Consider the following 18,035-nt stretch of genomic DNA (forward strand, 5'->3'; position numbering starts at 1 on the left):
TATGAAAAATTTATTACAACAAATAACACCTACATATGACCCTTGGGAAGCATATTTAGATGTTGAAGAGTATGGTAAAAACATACTAACAAATGTAGAATTTACAACGACAACAATCTGTAATATGCGATGCGAGCATTGTGCTGTCGGATATACTTTACAACCGAAGGATCCAAATCCATTACCGATTGAACTAGTACTAAATCGCTTAGAAGAGATCGAAAAGCTTCGTTGCATAAGTATTACCGGTGGAGAGCCGATGCTTTCTAATAAAATGCTGAACGGCTATGTAGTGCCATTATTAAAGTATGCCCATGAGCGCGGTGTCCGAACTCAAATTAATTCAAATCTAACATTAGATTTTGAAAGATATGAAAAAATCATTCCTTATTTAGACGTACTACATATCTCACATAACTGGGGAACAGTTGATGAATTCGTTGAAGCAGGATTTGCCATGATGGATCGCAAGCCAACATATGAGCAACGTGCAAAATTATTTGAAAATATGATCGAAAACAGTCGCCGCCTTGCTGAAGCTGGCGTTATGGTATCTGCTGAAACAATGCTAAATAAACGTACTCTTCCATACTTAGAAAAAATTCATCGTCAAATTATTGATGAAATGAAATGTCAAAGGCACGAAATACACCCTATGTACGCAAGTGATTTCGCTAGTACATTAGAAGTTTTAACGAAGGATGAACTACGTAATGCAATCTCTACTTTACTAGATGTCCGCGACGAAAACATTTGGATGCTATTTGGTACTCTACCATTTTATCCATGTAGCGATGATCAGAAGGATTTAGATATTATTCAAAGGCTATATAATAGTAAAAATGTAACACTTCGAAATGACCCTGACGGCCGTTCTCGCTTAAATGTAAATGTATTTGATGGAAGCATTATCGTAACTGACTTTGGTGATGTACCTCATCTTGGTAATATTCAAACTCATACACTTCAAGAAGCATATGATACTTGGTCATTATCAAAAACTGCAAAAGAACTAAGCTGTCATTGTCCAGCAGTTAAATGTTTAGGGCCTAATATTCTAGTGAAGAATAGCTACTATCGTGATACTGATTTTACTGGTAGAAGTTCAAAGCTTTAAGAGTTAAGCATGTCATTTTTGTGGCATGCTTTTTTTTTGATTAGATCATATTTAATTGTCTCCTATTGAAAATACGAACACAATTTGAACAATATTGATAAAGTTGTGAACTCCGTTGATATATGGTTAATTCTCGTTGATATATTGCCGTTCTTCGTTGATATATTGCCGTTCTTCGTTGATATAGCGCCGTTCTTCGTTGATATATTGCCATTCTTCGTTGATATAGCGCCGTTCTTCGTTGATATATTGCCATTCTTCGTTGATATATCGCCGTTCTTCGTTGATATATTACCATTCTTCGTTGATATATTGCCGTTCTTCGTTGATATATTGCAATTCCCATCTCTAAATCTCGTTAATTTAGTGCCGCTCTCCATTAATCACGTTAATATAGCGCCGTAAAATAAAAAAATCCACAAGCAAAATTCACTCTTGTGGATTTAACATATTTTATCTAGGCTGTGGCGAAGCTAAATACCCAAACGATACATAATCTTGAACAGGAATCCATGCGCCTACACCTTGCGACACGACATTCTTCACTTGAAGTGATCTTTTATTACCCTTTAAGATTAAATATACTTCTCCAAATGTTACTTTTCCTTTTTCATTAACAGCTGGTGCGTATGCGTATAAATAGCCTAGTTGCTTTGGTGGTACATTATATACTCGTTCGTTTTTCGTACCTGCTCCAACTACTGTTTGGTATGCTAGTGGCAAAGTTGTTTTTTCTGAAGCATCATGCATCATTAGGTTAATAACATCATCTGAGTCTCTAACTTTTGCAGTTAAACCACCGCGAATAATTTGCTGTGTGTTTTGATAGTACTTCATACGTTTGTACGTTTTTTCTCCTCGATTATCGAGAAAGTTTGTATTGATTTTTTTATATTGCCAATTAATTGTTGTCTCATTTGACTCATAATTTAAAGGCCAAACACCTAGGAAAATCTTCGCGTTATACCCAACAGCAAATGGTGCTTTACTTACTGAGGATTCATTAAACATACGAATTAGATTAGGATTCTCTATTTTTACATTCGATGAATCTAATAACTGCTTAGCCAGTCCACCTGGTTGTAATTCTGGCAAGTCTTGAGTTGGATTTGGATAAGTGTTTTCCTTTGTTACATTTGCTGCCGAGCCTGGGACTCTTATTTCTGAATTTGCTGCAAAAGTTGTTTGTCCATTATTTAAAGAAACAAATAAAATGACTATATTTAGTAGAACGAATGGTTTTAACCATTTAGACATGTTCATGCCCCTTTCACAAATAAGGAAATTATTTACTCTTAGCATGAACATTTTATTTAAATATATGTATTCCATAAATGAAATATTTCGTTATGAACTTAGCTTAGTATAAAGCTTTTCAATTGGAACTCTAATTTTTTGTAGTATTGGCCCGATACTGAAAGTAATTACTACAGTACCGATTCCAATTGGACCTTTTAGAAGAAATGCCAATACTAAGGCAAACACTTCCCCAATCGTTTTAGCTACGCCTAAGCTTACGCCAAATCGTTTACTGAGTGAAATCATTAGATCATCAATTGGACTTAATGGAAACTTTGCTTGTAAATAAATAGCAATACCAATTGTCATGCTTAAAATAGCTAGTACTAATTGGATGTATCTAGTAATAATATTTGCGTCAAATAAATGTTCTGATTCAACTGTTAACCAAAAATCTAGAAACCGACCAATTAATATAAACGTAATTGCTGCAAGCCAATCAGGTCGTTTTTTTTGTAAAAAGGCATTAACAAATAAAAGTACTGACGAGTTAATGATAATCCAATTCCCCACAGATAAACCGAATGTTTTCGATTCGCCGACTGCAAGCGCATCCCATGCACTTGCACCAAGTTCAGCTTTAATCGCTAAACTAATTCCTAAAGTTAAAAATAGTAATCCAATTAAATAAAATACAATGCGTATTAATATTTTCAACTTTTACCACCTTCAATTTTAATTTTTATAATAAATAGAAGCCGATCCCCATGATGAAATAGGCAGCTAATAAAGTTAGCCCTTCAAACCAGTTCGTATCACCATCGTTCATTATGGCAATTGTTAAAAATACGGATGTAATCATAGAAACCAATTCAGGCATCGAGAAAATTAAAGGCATTCTCTCACCTATAAATAATGAGCAAATAACTAACACAGGCGCAACAAACATTGCAATTTGTAGTGAAGAACCAACAGCGATTTCTACTGAAACCCCTACTTTATTTTTAAATGCCATCACAATTGCAGACGCATGCTCAGCAGCATTACCAACGATTGCAACAACGATAATACCGATAAATAGCTCAGTCCATCCAAATTTGTCGCCAACGGTCGTAAATGTATGAACAAGCTTCTCAGAAACATAGCCCACTGCTATAGTAGCTAAAGCTAAAACAATCATAGCTTTCGTTGTTCCCCACTCAGCTTCTTCATGTTCCTCTACGATCTCTTGATTTTTTGCAACATAAACTCCACGATGCGTAACTAATTTAAATAATAATGCCGCTAAATATAAAATCATTAAAACAATTGAAACCCCTACACTAAGCGTCATCGTTTCATTAGCGGTCATCTTAACTGAAAAAATTTCTGGAATGACAAAGGCTAGTACAACTGCAAAAATTAGTAAACCTGAATTATGCCTCGCATCATAAACATTAAAGCTTTGTCGCTTGTACTTTAATCCCCCAACAAAAAACGATAGACCACCTACAAGAAGTAAATTTCCAATAACAGAACCCGTTAACGATGCCAAAACTACTTCTGATAATCCATTTTGCAATGCAAATATCGCAATAATTAACTCTACCGCATTACCAAATGTCGCATTTAAAAGTCCCCCAATTCGTGGGCCAGCTGCGATCGCTAAGCTCTCTGTCGCTCTTCCCATAATGCCAGCTAATCCAATAATCGTTATACAGTAAATGATAAATAAAAGAATTTCACTCCAATGCATCAAGCTCCCAATTACCGATAATGGAACACCGATAAAAGTAACAATAAAAAACAAACGATGAGCCATAATAACCTCCTAAATAATTTTCCTTACTAAATATCATATGCAAAAGGATTAAAAAAATAGGTTTAAATGTAAAACAATTAACAAACACTTAAACTGTTGATGAGTAAATGCAGATAAAAGTTTAGTTTTACCGAAATTAAGAAAAGGATTATAACCTCGAGAACTAGAATTACTAATGTTGGAGATGAACATGGTAGAATCCAGCAACCAGCTCATCTTTCGAACTTGAAGGGAGTTATTTAAAAATGATTCAACAAAATATTATGAAAGTATTAAAAGCGAAGCAATTAGGTCTATTTACGACCATTCGCGAAGACTTTCCACATAGCTGCTACATGATATTTTTCTTTAAAGGCCTAACACCTTATATCGCTACTAATAAGAATTCACAAAAAATAGATGATATAAAAAATAATCCAAATGTACATATACTACTAGGCCACGACGGAGATCGATTAGACGACAACTTTGTAGAAATGTTTGCAAAAGCCGAAATAATTGAAAATCCAAGTGCCGAAGAAAAAGTTTGGTCTGAAGAATTGTCTAAATGGCTAGAAGGTCCAGAAGACCCTAACTATGTACTGGTTCAAATGAATCCTGTTAAAATCGGCTATGTAGAAAAAGCTTGCACAGAACCTAATTTCATTAAATTGTAAGAGATGGAATCTTATCTAACTGGAGGTTAGATAAGATTTTTTTGTGTGCGGGAATCGGTTAGCGAAGGATCTAGCATTGTCTGTCAGGCTAGCGAAAACGGCGCGATGCAGCTGGAAATAGCGAACACTTTGTGTACTTTATTGATAAAGCTGTGAACTTTGTTGATAACGCATTGGTTTTTGTTGATATATCGGTTTTTTTGTTGATATAACATTGGTTTTTGTTGATATAGTAGTGGTTCTTGTTGATCATCGTTTTTTTGTTGATATGATACTTGGCAACACTGCAAAAAAGCCATTAGATAATCCTCTAATGGCCTCATAATATAGACAATGCTTATTCTTTAGTTTTTTTCGCCTTAAAACCACTACCAGTAATCTTTAAAGTTAATGCACATGATAATATAATTCCTACCGCCCATAGTGAAGCACTTAATAATGACATCATTCGTTCCCCCTTGTATGTAATAAAGCAACTTAATTTAGGAAATATTGGAAACATTTCCCTTTCCCATTATAAGACACATTTCCATTTTTTGTAAGTGGATAACTGCTGGATCTAGTTGGATATGCGAACACTTTGTGTACTTTATTGATAAAGCTGTGAACTTTGTTGATAAAGCATTAGTTTTTGTTGATATAGTACTGATTTTTGTTGATATATCGGATTTTTTGTTGATATGATACTTGGCGGGCATTGCAATCAGTGGGTTTGTGCGTAAATCAGCGGATTTTGTGCGTAAAAGAATGGGTTTTGTGCGTAAATGAATGGATTTTGTGCATAAATCATTGGGGTTTGTGCGTAAATGAATCGATTTCGTGCATAAAGCCACAGGCTCTCGCCTATTTCATCAGATTTCGCCCATAAAATCACGGCTTTCTGCCTTTTTCATTAGATTTCGCCCTCAATGTCACAGCTCTCTACCTATTTCATTAGATTTCCACCTCAACGCCACAGCTTTCTGCCTTTTTCATTAGATTTCCCCCTCAATGCCACAGCTTTCTGCCCATTTCACTAGATCTCCTCCATAATGCCACAAGTTGCTTCTGCGTTAATCACTAGATTTCCCCCTCAATCCCACTGCTTCCACGTAATTCACTAAATCCCCTCCACATTCCCCCAACGTCTACATAAATCACTGAATCCCCCCACAACCTCCTCCGTCTAGTAAAACCCAAATCAAACAACAAAAAAACCATTAGATTAAACTCTAATAGTTTTCTGTACTCTAGCATTATGCCTTTTATTAATAAGATAATACAAACAAGCCCCAACCATTGCGCCGATGCAATCAATTACGACATCTTGAACTAGCGGCGTACGACCCGCTGTAAAAGATTGGTGGAATTCGTCGCCCATTGAGTAGATGGCTGCGATAAGAATTCCTACTAGGTAATATCTTTTGAAATAAAGTCTTGATAGTCTTATTGAAAAAAATGCTAGTAGTAGGTAGATGGTGAAGTGGGAGAGTTTTCGGATAAAGAATTCTGTAAATCCTGGGACTCCCAAGCTTTTGATACTTACCTCTTCTCCAGCATAATTAAAGTGAACAAAGTCGAAATGCTCCATCATGTCATATAGAAATTTCATATGACTGATTTCTGGTCTTATGTCTTGCTTTTCGTACGGTGTAGCCGAAGAATAGAATATAATACCGGCTATTAGAATAACTGGTAACCAATATTTGATTACAGTGTTAATAGAACTATTTTTCTGCATATGAAACTCCATACGAATTAGTTTTTAATTTTGTTTAGTTTTCGATTTCATCGATTTTTTGTTTTATATATGCCATTAAATCGTGTTTTAAGTCATCGCGTTGTAGTGCGAAATCGATTGAAGTTGTGATGAATCCTAGTTTTTCACCAACGTCGTAGCGTTTGCCTTCGAAGTCGTATGCAAATACTCTTTGGATTTTATTCAGCTTTTGAATTGCGTCAGTTAATTGGATTTCTCCACCTGCTCCTACTTCTTGTTCTTCTAGGAATTCAAAGATTTCAGGTGTTAATAAGTAACGTCCCATGATTGCTAAGTTTGATGGTTGTGTACCTTTAGCTGGTTTTTCAACGAAGTTACGTACTTGATAGCGGCGGCCATCTTGTTCAACTGGGTCAATTACTCCATAACGGTAAGCTTCGTCTTCAGGTACTTCTTGTACACCGATCACTGAAGAGTGTGTTAACTCGTATTGATTAATTAATTGTTCAACACAAGGAACATCTGATTGAATGATGTCATCGCCAAGTAGTACTGCGAATGGCTCGTCACCAATAAATTTACGAGCACACCAAACTGCGTGACCTAAACCTCTTGGCTCTTTTTGTCTAATATAGTGAATTTCAACTTTAGATGGTGCTTGTACTCTTTCAAGTATTTCGAATTTCTTTTTCTCTAATAAGTTTTGTTCTAATTCGATTGAAATATCAAAATGATCTTCAATAGAGCGCTTTCCTTTTCCTGTTACAATAATGATATCTTCAATTCCAGCTGCAATAGCTTCTTCAACGATATATTGAATAGTAGGTTTATCTACGATTGGTAACATTTCTTTCGGCATTGCTTTTGTTGCAGGTAAGAAACGTGTTCCTAGTCCTGCTGCTGGTATAATTGCTTTTCTTACTTTATTCAAGAGTATACTTCCTCCTATGTTCCATTCGAAACTTTTTGTTTATTTTTATAAATATAATTAGGAAACCAATTATATTGGTCTCCTAATTTTTATTAATTAACTAACAGTTAATTTCATATGCTTTTCTCGATCTAATTCTCTTTCTTCAGCTGAAAGTTTATTGTATTCAGTTAGAAAACTTTGATAATTTTCACATGTTTCTGCACATTCACCATATTCACGAACTGTACCATAGTGCATCCACAGTGCTTTTGTACAAAAACTTTTCACTTGGCTTAGAGAATGACTGATAAAGAATATTGTCTTTCCTTGCTCTTTGAATTCATTCATTTTATCTAAGCATCGTTTTGTAAATGTAGGGTCACCAACAGATAATGCTTCATCGACAACCATAATATCTGGGTCAATATTTACTGATATGGCAAATCCTAGACGAGAACGCATTCCACTTGAATATGTTTTTACAGGTTGATTAATAAATTTACCGATTTCTGCAAATTTAATTACTTTAGGAATAATTTCATCGATTTGACTTTTGCTTAATCCCATCATTAATCCTTTTAAGCGAATATTCTCAAGTCCAGTTAGTCGGTTATCTAATCCAGCCTGAATAGCAATCAATGTTGCCATCCCGTTTACTTCAACTTCACCTTCGTTCGGAATTGTAACACCTGCAATTAAATTTGACATTGTACTCTTACCTGAACCATTCAATCCAATGATCCCGACGATTTCGCCTTGATTTACTTCAAAAGAAACATCTTGAAGTGCATGAAAATATTCTCCACTTTTACCACCAAAGAATAAATCTTTTAATTTATCAGTTGGCTTACTATACATTTTAAATTTCTTCGACACATTACGAAAAATTACTTTTTTGACCAATTTTCTCACCTACGATCCGAGCTATTTAATTTAAAACTACGCTCGACTAACTCTCTACTTATTCATTAAACATAGAAAAGTTTTTATAAAATATCAACAAATGATTTTCTAAATTTAATATGAATTACAGCTCCAAAAATTAATAAAGCTAACATAAAACACCAAAAGTAAACTGAATACAATGAAAAAATCATATGATAGTCATTATATAGTATCGATCTACGATAGCCAGTTACAATATAGTAGTACGGATTTAACATCATAATTTTTTGAAGGGTTCCTCCAGAACGAGGTACCCATAAGATTGGCGTTAAGTATAACAACATTCTAGTTGTAGACTGGATTAATAAGTGAATATCACGTATTAATGTTGAAAGCGTTGATGAAACTAAAGCTAAACATGTCGCAAATAGTAAGTTTACGAACATAAAGTACAGTAAAGAAAGTACATTGATATGTCCAAAACCTTGACTAAAAACTACGCTAATTAATAATAACGCAAGCATAAACAAATGTGTATAAAATCTCGAAAGTATAACATATGTCGGGATAATACTTAATGGGAAATTCATTTTTGACACTGTATTAAGTCGATTAAAGATGGCACTAGAGCCTTGTAAAATTGACGAACTAATGAAGAACCAAGGAATTAATCCACATAGCATCCAAAAGATGAATGGAATCCCGTCAACAGGTAGTCCCTTTCTAATACCAGTACCGAATATTAACCAGTATACACCAATTTGTAGAAGAGGATTAATAAAAGCCCAGACCGTACCTAATTGGCTATCAGCGAATTCCTTTTTCATCTCATAATTGGATAAACGTCCAATCATATAGAAATTGCTAAAATGCTCTTTAAAGATTGTAGTTAAATTCTTCATACCTCAACCACGTTCTCATTTGTATACTTATATAAATTCCCAAAATTTACATACGCTAACTCCCCACCGTTAACTGGCGGAACACAGTTTTTAGTATCAAACAACATTCTATTTTCCATCTGTTTCGAGATTGATTCAAAGTCCATATTCTTAAATTCATTATGATCCGTTAAGACTAAGATTAAGTGAGCACCTTCTACTGCTTCCTCCATCGAACTTAATTGAATCTTGTTTGAGTGTACATGTGGATCATGAATTGAAATGTTCATCTCTTCATTATTTAATAAATCAATGATATCCATTGCCGGACTTTCACGAATATCATCTACATTACCTTTATAAGTAATTCCAAATACTGCAACTTTTGGATTTTCTATGCCTACTAATAGTTTTTTAACACTGTCTACTACATATTGTGGCATAGATACATTTGTGTCACGAGATAGTTTGATAATATTTGCTAAATCTGGTGATTTTGCAACGATAAAATATGGGTCAACAGCTAAGCAATGTCCACCAACACCAGGACCTGGTGAATGAATATTTACTCGAGGATGCTTATTAGCCATTTGAATCACGTCTAATACGTTAATGTCTAATGAATTACAAACCTTTGTTAATTCGTTAGCAAGGGCAATATTTACATCTCTAAATGTATTCTCCATTAATTTGGACATTTCTGCTGTTTTTGCATCTGTTTTAATAATTTCGCCTTTTACGAAAGTGCGATATACATTCGCCCCAGCTTCTGAACAAGCTGGTGTAATTCCACCGACAATTCGATTATTATTGATTAATTCATCCATAATCTGTCCAGGTAAAACTCGTTCTGGGCAATGTACTAGGAAAATATCTTCGCCCACTTTAAAGCCAGCTTCCTCTACAAGTGGCTTAACGAAATCATCCATACTTCTTGGTGCAATTGTTGATTCAACAATTAAGACATTACCTTTTTGTAAAAATGGTATTGTCGATTTAACCGCTGATAATACAAAGCCTAAATCACAAGATTTATGTTCATCTTCAATGTTTGGAGTCGGTACTGCAATAATGAATGCATCAGCGTGTTCAGGTTGTAAAGAAGCTCTAAAGTTCCCCTTATTAACAACATCTTTTACAACTTCACCTAATCCAGGCTCTTCTATATGAATTTCCCCTGCATTTAATTTATCAATAACACTTTTATTAATATCCACACCTACTACTTCATTACCATATTTAGCGAACATGGCAGAAGTTGGTAATCCTATATATCCTAATCCAATTGTACATATTTTCATAAATTCTACCTCTTTCAATTGAAATCACTCAATCAAAACAAAGTCGTTGTAATCAGTTTGAACACTGAATCGACTTTGATCTATTTCACATCTTATTTTCTAGTACATCGTATAATAGATTAACACTATTTTGATGACTATTCACTAAATGTAAATAGCGACTGTAAGTACGTTGATCAAGTATAAAATCTTCTTCTATATATTTGTTCATCCTTTGGAGAACTTCTTTTTCAGTTTCAAAGAAAACATCAGCTAATGTACTATTCATATAATCTCTACTAACTGAATAATTAGCATTAAAATAATCAAAACCATACATTATAATCGGTTTTTTTAAATAAATAAAATCAAATAAAATACTCGAATAATCTGTTATCAACATACTACTATTCTCAATAGCTTGTTTCACATCTGTTTCTGTCAGCTTTTCCAATATGATTCGGTTATGTAGTTTAGGCATTAAATCAACATATTCGATCATTCTTGGATGAACTAAGACTTTTAATGAGACATTGTTGGATTCTAACTTTTTTAATAACTCTTTGTTAAGTAACAAACCTTTTAATCTATAGAAGAATTCACTTTGTAAAAAATCTTCTTTACTTTTTATTTCTGTTCGCCAAGTAAACATAACTAGTATAACTTTTTCAGTCAAATGATTCATTAAATATGATGTACGTGGCAAACCTGTAACAAAAACATTATTCGGTTCATATCCAAAGTGTCTAATAAAGATTTCCTTCTCTTGATCCGTAGAAACAATTATTTGATTAGCTACTCCCCTACTTGCATGATAAACATGGTCAACCTTTTTAAATAAGGTTACACCATGACCAATAAATACAAGATTAGCATGACTAATGTCCCTAAGTTCTTTTGGAATTAATATTTTTACATTATCTGTGCTAATAATTGTCTTAGCGAAAATAGAAAAGAGAAAATGTTTAAAGCCATTATATGGAATTACATTACCTAATTTCTTTATCTCATTATAATTTTTTGCATCTTTTCTTAGTAGATAATAAATATTACTAGCATCAGAACTTTCACGACAATATTGAAAAAATGCAAAGCCGTTATCATTTGTACTATCAGCTAATTTTTCACTGATAATTGTAAACTTTCGGTTACCTATTGTATAACCAAATAACTCAATAAATATGATAATGATAGCAAAATTTATCTTTTCCCTTGTGGAGTTGTTAGGATTATGAAAAAATCTTGAAATCAATATCTTTTTTTCTTTACTACGTGTAATTACATTTTTTATAACGCTATTAACAAAAGACACAGGTTCTATTTTAAAAGAAAAATGTGATTTATGTAATAGATTAAGTTTTAATTTTTTATTAACAATCGTTAAATTATTGTTAAATTGATAATTTTTTCTCACATTGATTGCATATTTTAACTTACTTTTAATAACTCGTCCATAGCAAACCGTTTCAAGTGTCACATCGTAATTGCCTACATTAGAAAAATCATCCAAATTAATATGGAATTCATAACCACCTGCGCAATAATTATATCTAGAACTATTGAAATAGTTTGTGCGTGCCCTTTTTATCTGAATAGTTTTTGACTTATTATTTGAATCCTTAATGATTAATTGATGCTCAATATCTTCATCATTTATTAAATTAATACCTTGAAAAAAAGCATTTCCTCTAATTACTAGTTTATTCTCCAATTTTTCAATATCGATAATCTGATTTTCAAAATGGGCTTTTTCCAACCAGTCTGATATATCAACTTCTACTAGTTCATTACCATAAGAAAAAGTAAACAATACTGTTGTATTTATTTTCTTAATCTTAAAAATAGAATAATCTAGATCAGTAGTATATTGGTCTAAACTATTTATTAACTCAGAAAATGTAACTGCTTCTTTAAACTCTTTTTGTAAAATTAATTTTGCAAAAACATAATCGTAGACAAAGATTTGACTTAAATCATACTGACTAAATGTGTCTTTTAATATGAAATATAAATCTTCAATATATATATTTTTTTTCTTTATATTAATTAAATGAAAGATATCAAACTCTACTTGCTCTTCATTCATTATGAACTTTTTAAACTCTTCAAACGCTAACTTTGGATCTTCGTTTAGTGCTCTAATAGCCTTTTGCATATAAAATAAGAATATCCCTCCTTGTACATAGAATCATGTTCTTTTCAAAATTTCATGAAAGATTGCTTCAGTATGTAATGAGTTATTTCGATTCATAAATTTATTACTCTTGATCAGATAATCCTCATCAATTTTCATGTTGTGATTAATGATACGTTCTAACTCAGATAGCACTTCGTCTTCTGTATCGCACGCTTTTCCAAATAGATCCGTTTTATGATTGATCGGACCTTCATTATAATGTCTTGAGTAAAATTCATCATAATCAAATTGATAAAATATGACTGGCTTTTCCATATAAACAAAGTCAAATGAGACAGTTGAATAATCTGTAATTAGCAAGCTATGACGCTTTAATAAATTTTGAACTGTTTCTTCACCTTGTTTGACAATATGAATACGTTCATGGAAAAACGGTAATTCTCCCCAAAGAAGCTGTGTTTGATAATGTGGGTAAAACGTAATTGTCTTATTGTATTTTTCTAATAGATGATGAAGTTTTTTATTACTTAAAAATAATATTAATGACTTCATATATCTTGAATCTTCAAGTGCATCTCTAGATTTAATCCAATTGCGCCAAGTTGGCATGAACAAAATTTCGTTTCCGGTACTAGTGTCCTTTAACGCATCCCATCTTGCCAATCCTGTAACCACTACTTCATCTTCTTTATAGCCAAATTCTTCAATAATATGGTTTCTTTCAAATTCAGATGATGTAACAAACAATGAATAGCCATACTCATTTTTATTAAGTGCTTGATTTACTCGACTCACCCCTATGACACCATGTTGAATAAAAATCTTTTTATTCTGCTGCCATTCAGGATATTGCCTATTCACATTTTTATAAGTTTGAGTGTACATATTTGCATGCTCAGCGTAACTATTAATCGTTTTGATACAAACCAACATATAAAAACTATGAAGGAAACTACCAAATTGTATAATATTTCCTAAATCCTGAACATGCCGATAATCAGGAGAATTTTTATCAATAATGTAATAACAATTTATTTCTGGATGATTTGTTCGAATATATTTATATAGATGATATGAGTTATCCTGAGCAGTGTCACGTCTTTCCCCGACCAACCATATTTTTTTACTTCTAAAATACCAACCAAATAATTTATAAAGAATGACAGCAAATAGACTATGAAAATCTTTTTTTAATAGGAAAGCTGCATCACTTCTTACTGTGCGCTTCATATTAGAAATCCAAAGATTTAGCCCGTTCTTCGCTGTTTTATTTCTTATTAATATGGATAATTTTAGGTTACGGAATTGTGCAATCAGCTGTTTTCCTGAAACTGTTGTTGGCTTCATTTTGTTTCGATGTTGCGTTAAAAAAACAATGACAGGCTGTTCAACTACTAGTCGGTCTTTTTTTAATCGGATAAATAAATCCCATTTTCCGTTCCCTAAAACTTCTAGTAAAGAAACGTCAACTGTCTCATAACCTGCCCAGTTATAATTGCTTGTATTTTTACTTTCCATAAAGGTAACGTCTGTTCTTAACATTGGTCGAAGCTCAATTATTTTTTCATTACCCTTTTGATTTCGAAAAACAAATTCCTTCTTAACATCCTCTGTTGATAGATTCTTAATAAACGCATATCCTCTAATCGTTAAACGATCACCATGTAAACTGATATCTTCTAATACATGATTAATAACAAGATCATTGATGATTAACTGATCTTTATATTGTGGAAAATAGTTTATCAAATAAGAGTAAATTTTATCTCCAGCAATCACATTTTCTTTTTGAATCGATAGATCATTTATGATCTCAATCCACTTTTGTAAACTAATACCATCGTTTTGATTCATTAAGTGACATAAAAATGCTTTCGTCTCATTTAATTCATTTACTAGTAATTCCTGATTCGTAAGAGCTGCTAAATACTGTTGTCCAGCTTGAGCTAACGCTATTTTTTCATCATCAGGTAAGCGATTCCCTTTTAGAAAAATAGAATCTATGAAGAACTGTAACTGTCGACGTTCAATATGAATTAATTGATCTTGTATTTTATGTGACTTAAAATACTCAGATAATTTTTGTTGTAAGTCAACAAGTTGGATAAAGAAATTGATGCTACCGGCCTTAATCAGGCTTGAACTTGAATCATTTACACGATAACCAATCACATCAATATCTTTTACAACTGTTTTATTCGATTGAATTAGTCCTTTTTGCGTAAATAATAAATCTTCACCAACTCGTAAATCGGTATCAAATAAAATTTGATTTGAAACAATCATGTCTCTTTTAAATAACTTATTACTTGCAGAAGGAGTTTTAACTAACTCAGAATTTTTTAGAATCTGTCGGACTACAGGAAGCTTTCTTAAAAACAATTCATTCATATAGTTTAATCGATAGGACTTCATTTCATTAAAACAAAGTATATTACCTACAGCACTATCCGCTTGATGCTTTTTAGCGAGTTTATATAACTGCTCATAAGCATTTGGAAATGCCCAATCATCTCCATCTAAAAACGCTAAGTATTCACCTGTAGCATTTTTAATTCCATTGTTTCTAGCCGCACTTGGTCCACTATTTGCTTGTTTCACTAGTTTAAAATTCTTATGTTTTTCAACAAATTTTTCTATTATATCTAAGCTTCCATCAGTTGAACCATCATCTACAATAACACATTCAATCTGATTGAGTGACTGCTTAGCAACGGATCGTAGGCATTCTTCGATATAGTTTTCTTTATTATAGTTAATTACAATGACACTAACCTTATAAGCAGTCATTCAAATTGCACTCCTTAGGAGGAATATTTCATCACTAGTCTAATCAATTAACTAGCTAACTGTTTTTGCTTGTTATTTAATACTTTATCGTATATTCCAATAAATACTTTCTTCTCTTCATCCCAATTATATTTGTGTCGAGCTACTAAACAATTTTGGCTCATTTCATTTCTTTCTTCAGGATGATCTAATAAATAATTTACACCTTCAGCAATTGAATTAATATCATGTGAATCTACACACACACCAGTATGTTCTCCTTCTGCAACTTTTTGAATTTCAGGAAAACTACAAGCTACTACCGGAACACCACTCATCAGATATTCAAATAATTTATTTGAAGATGCAGAGTAATGGTTAAAGTTAATATTATTTAAGATTTGGAAACCTAAATAAGCATTTCTTGTGTAGCTTAACAATTCATCTACTGGAACTTTATCGATAAATTTAATACGATCATGCAGTTTTTGCTCATCAACCATTTGTAATAGTGTTGGTTTAATTTTGCCGTCACCAATAAAAACAACTGTCCCTTTTTTAAATAACGGTGTTGCCTTTACAATCAGCTCTAAACCTCTACCTTTTTGAATACCACCTTGATACAACAAGATTGGTTCATCTTTCGGTAAACCAAGTCGTTCATTTAAATTAACTGAAAGATTTTCCTCTGGTTTTGAAACGAAAGGATAGTTGTGAATTACTTCTGGGTATTCAATATCATAAAGATCTTGAGTATATTTCGCTCTCGTATTATTTTCATGAATCATAATATCAATATATCGAATGCAGAACTTTTCAATTTTACCAAATATCGGATTTTCATAGCCTGATCGACTTGATTGCACTTCATGAGAATCGTAAATTAATTTACTTTTTTTAAATAACTTTGCACAAATAATTCCTTGTGGTAAAGTGTTTAAATCGTTCGCATGATATACATCATAATCTTTCTTTAAGCCATATCCAATCATTTGAAGAATATTATATCCTCTTGTTAAAAGCACTTTCATATAACGATTTCCAAATAAACCAATTATAATCGCAATAATAATTGTAGGGATCGTCGCAAAAAACAAACCGGCTAATACAAGAAGTACAGCTAAAATTTTCATTGCTGAACTTTTCTTTATTGCGTTCATAATTTTACCGGTAAAATAGACTAGATGGTAAATTCCAAAAGGTAAACGATTATTCACGCGAATAACATTAAAACCTTCTTCACGTCGCTCTTTTTTTGGTAAGGTTGGCGAATCATCATGCAACGCGATTAAATCAACTTCATATCCTACTTCTGCTAAAGCAGAACATTCTCTAAGCACCCTTGCATCATTCGTAAAGTGATTAAATACAAAAGCACACACCTTTTTATTCATGGATTTCCTCCAATAATCTAGTTAATACAGAAATATTTGTTTTCCAACGTAAGTTTTCAAATGCGTAGTTATATCCGTTTTCACCGTATTGCTTTCTAAGCGCTCGATCGTTTGCTAGAATTGTTATATTTTTTACTAATTCTTCTACAGTGTTTACATCTGAAACAATCCCACAATCAGCAGAACGAATAATATCACTCGCATAGCCTGAAACATCACCAATAATCGGCTTTTTCACACACATATAATCAATGATTTTACCAGGTAGTACTGTTTTAAAAACATCTTGATCAACTAAGCTTACATAAGCAATATCAGAATTTGATACTAAATCTAATGTTTCTTTACGCGATTTCGCAGAATGAATCGTAACATTCGTTAAATTCTTTTCATTAATTATTCTTTGCAAGTCATTCGAATGATAGCCGTAACCTAATATAATAAATCGAACTTTCGATTCATCTTTCATTTTTTCAATGACTTTGATTAACTTTTGAATATCTTGTGCCATACCAAGATTCCCAGTATAAATGACATTTACATGATCGCCTTCTGACTTTACTACTGGCTCATTGCCATTTAACTCTTCTTCTGTTAATGAATTAGGCATAAATGAGATTTTCTCTTTCGGCACACCTTTTCCAGTCATATAATTAACAAAACTTAGACTATTAACGATAATACGATCTGCTTTTTTATAAAGAATTTCTTCTACTTTATAAGCTGTATTTAATATAAAACGATTTGTAAATAATTTTACACCTGTTAAAGACTCTGGCCATAAGTCTCTAATGTCTACTATTAAAGGCGCTTTTAATTTCCATTTTGCAATTAACCCTGCTACCCCAACAAAAATAGGCGGTGATGTTACAAAAACCGCGTCATACTCCTTGCGTAATAACAAGATTGAAAAAATAAATCGAATCATTACTTCTATGTAAAGATATAGTCTTTTTACTATGTTACCTGAATGTGTTTTTATTGAAGGATCAATTCGAATAAAATCAGATTCATCCATTAACGGTTCATTCCAAAAGCTCTTGTCCTCGTAAAGCTCACGACTAGGATATCTAGGTTGTAACGTTAACACCTTTACTTCATAATTTTTTTCTTTTAATTCTAAATAAATGTTTTTTAATCGATTTGCCGCACTCCCTATTTCTGGATAAAAATGCTGGGAAATCAACAGAATCTTCTTTCTATACAATTTATTTCGTACACCTCCAAGGTCATAAACAATCCTAATTTAGACATAATTCTACAT

General features: G+C 32.6%; 14 protein-coding genes and 1 pseudogene. 3 read left to right on the plus strand and 12 right to left on the minus strand.

The window, feature by feature from the left end:
* The first annotated feature begins 1 nt into the window (after window position 1).
* Together yfkAB and CN692_RS26590 are read left to right on the plus strand one after the other, a co-directional pair.
* Window positions 2-1,117 carry a radical SAM/CxCxxxxC motif protein YfkAB gene (gene yfkAB, locus CN692_RS04460; RefSeq protein ID WP_098117943.1) on the plus strand — a complete coding sequence of 372 codons (1,116 nt, stop codon included), beginning with the start codon at window positions 2-4 and terminating at the stop codon, window positions 1,115-1,117.
* A gap of 84 nt (window positions 1,118-1,201) precedes the next feature.
* Window positions 1,202-1,522: a hypothetical protein gene (locus CN692_RS26590; RefSeq protein ID WP_257143966.1), complete on the plus strand. Its 321-nt coding sequence runs from the start codon at window positions 1,202-1,204 to the stop codon at window positions 1,520-1,522.
* Window positions 1,523-1,570: 48 nt separating this feature from the next.
* On the opposite strand, the gene CN692_RS04465 is transcribed toward CN692_RS26590, so the two are convergent.
* From CN692_RS04465 to cax, 3 genes are all read right to left on the minus strand, one after another.
* Window positions 1,571-2,374: a YfkD famly protein gene (locus CN692_RS04465; RefSeq protein ID WP_098117944.1), complete on the minus strand. Its 804-nt coding sequence runs from the start codon at window positions 2,372-2,374 to the stop codon at window positions 1,571-1,573.
* Window positions 2,375-2,464: 90 nt separating this feature from the next.
* Window positions 2,465-3,073 carry a YczE/YyaS/YitT family protein gene (locus CN692_RS04470; protein ID WP_306659813.1) on the minus strand — a complete coding sequence of 203 codons (609 nt, stop codon included), beginning with the start codon at window positions 3,071-3,073 and terminating at the stop codon, window positions 2,465-2,467.
* Between the two features lie 25 nt (window positions 3,074-3,098).
* Window positions 3,099-4,157, minus strand: a complete 1,059-nt coding sequence (gene cax, locus CN692_RS04475; RefSeq protein ID WP_098117945.1) for a calcium/proton exchanger — start codon at window positions 4,155-4,157, stop codon at window positions 3,099-3,101.
* Between the two features lie 245 nt (window positions 4,158-4,402).
* Here cax and CN692_RS04480 point away from each other — a divergent pair, with 245 nt between their 5' ends.
* Window positions 4,403-4,813: a pyridoxamine 5'-phosphate oxidase family protein gene (locus CN692_RS04480; protein WP_098117946.1), complete on the plus strand. Its 411-nt coding sequence runs from the start codon at window positions 4,403-4,405 to the stop codon at window positions 4,811-4,813.
* Between the two features lie 1,204 nt (window positions 4,814-6,017).
* On the opposite strand, the gene CN692_RS04485 is transcribed toward CN692_RS04480, so the two are convergent.
* The 9 genes and pseudogenes from CN692_RS04485 to CN692_RS04525 all read right to left on the minus strand — a co-directional run bounded on the left by CN692_RS04485 (window position 6,018) and on the right by CN692_RS04525 (window position 17,978).
* Window positions 6,018-6,545, minus strand: a complete 528-nt coding sequence (locus CN692_RS04485) for a VanZ family protein (RefSeq protein WP_098117947.1) — start codon at window positions 6,543-6,545, stop codon at window positions 6,018-6,020.
* 22 nt (window positions 6,546-6,567) lie between these two features.
* Window positions 6,568-7,443, minus strand: a complete 876-nt coding sequence (gene galU / locus CN692_RS04490; RefSeq protein WP_142317494.1) for a UTP--glucose-1-phosphate uridylyltransferase GalU — start codon at window positions 7,441-7,443, stop codon at window positions 6,568-6,570.
* A 135-nt stretch (window positions 7,444-7,578) separates the two neighbouring features.
* Window positions 7,579-8,283, minus strand: a pseudogene (locus CN692_RS04495) (ATP-binding cassette domain-containing protein); the annotation flags it as partial.
* A gap of 128 nt (window positions 8,284-8,411) precedes the next feature.
* Window positions 8,412-9,212 (minus strand): ABC transporter permease, encoded by an 801-nt coding sequence (locus CN692_RS04500; RefSeq protein ID WP_098117950.1) that lies wholly within the window; start codon window positions 9,210-9,212, stop codon window positions 8,412-8,414.
* Window positions 9,209-10,492, minus strand: a complete 1,284-nt coding sequence (locus CN692_RS04505) for a nucleotide sugar dehydrogenase (RefSeq protein ID WP_098117951.1) — start codon at window positions 10,490-10,492, stop codon at window positions 9,209-9,211. The genes CN692_RS04500 and CN692_RS04505 overlap by 4 nt, the downstream gene beginning before the upstream one ends.
* Window positions 10,493-10,577: 85 nt before the next feature.
* Entirely contained in the window at window positions 10,578-12,626 is a 2,049-nt protein-coding gene (locus CN692_RS04510) for a CDP-glycerol glycerophosphotransferase family protein (RefSeq protein ID WP_098117952.1), read from the minus strand.
* Window positions 12,627-12,659: 33 nt separating this feature from the next.
* Entirely contained in the window at window positions 12,660-15,398 is a 2,739-nt protein-coding gene (locus CN692_RS04515; protein WP_098117953.1) for a bifunctional glycosyltransferase/CDP-glycerol:glycerophosphate glycerophosphotransferase, read from the minus strand.
* Between the two features lie 47 nt (window positions 15,399-15,445).
* Window positions 15,446-16,771, minus strand: coding sequence for a glycosyltransferase (locus CN692_RS04520; protein ID WP_098117954.1), 1,326 nt, complete (start codon window positions 16,769-16,771; stop codon window positions 15,446-15,448).
* Window positions 16,764-17,978: a glycosyltransferase family 4 protein gene (locus CN692_RS04525; RefSeq protein WP_098117955.1), complete on the minus strand. Its 1,215-nt coding sequence runs from the start codon at window positions 17,976-17,978 to the stop codon at window positions 16,764-16,766. The genes CN692_RS04520 and CN692_RS04525 overlap by 8 nt, the downstream gene beginning before the upstream one ends.
* Window positions 17,979-18,035: the final 57 nt, after the last annotated feature.

Source organism: Bacillus sp. AFS002410 (assembly GCF_002556365.1).
Taxonomy (GTDB): Bacteria; Bacillota; Bacilli; order Bacillales; family Bacillaceae_G; genus Gottfriedia.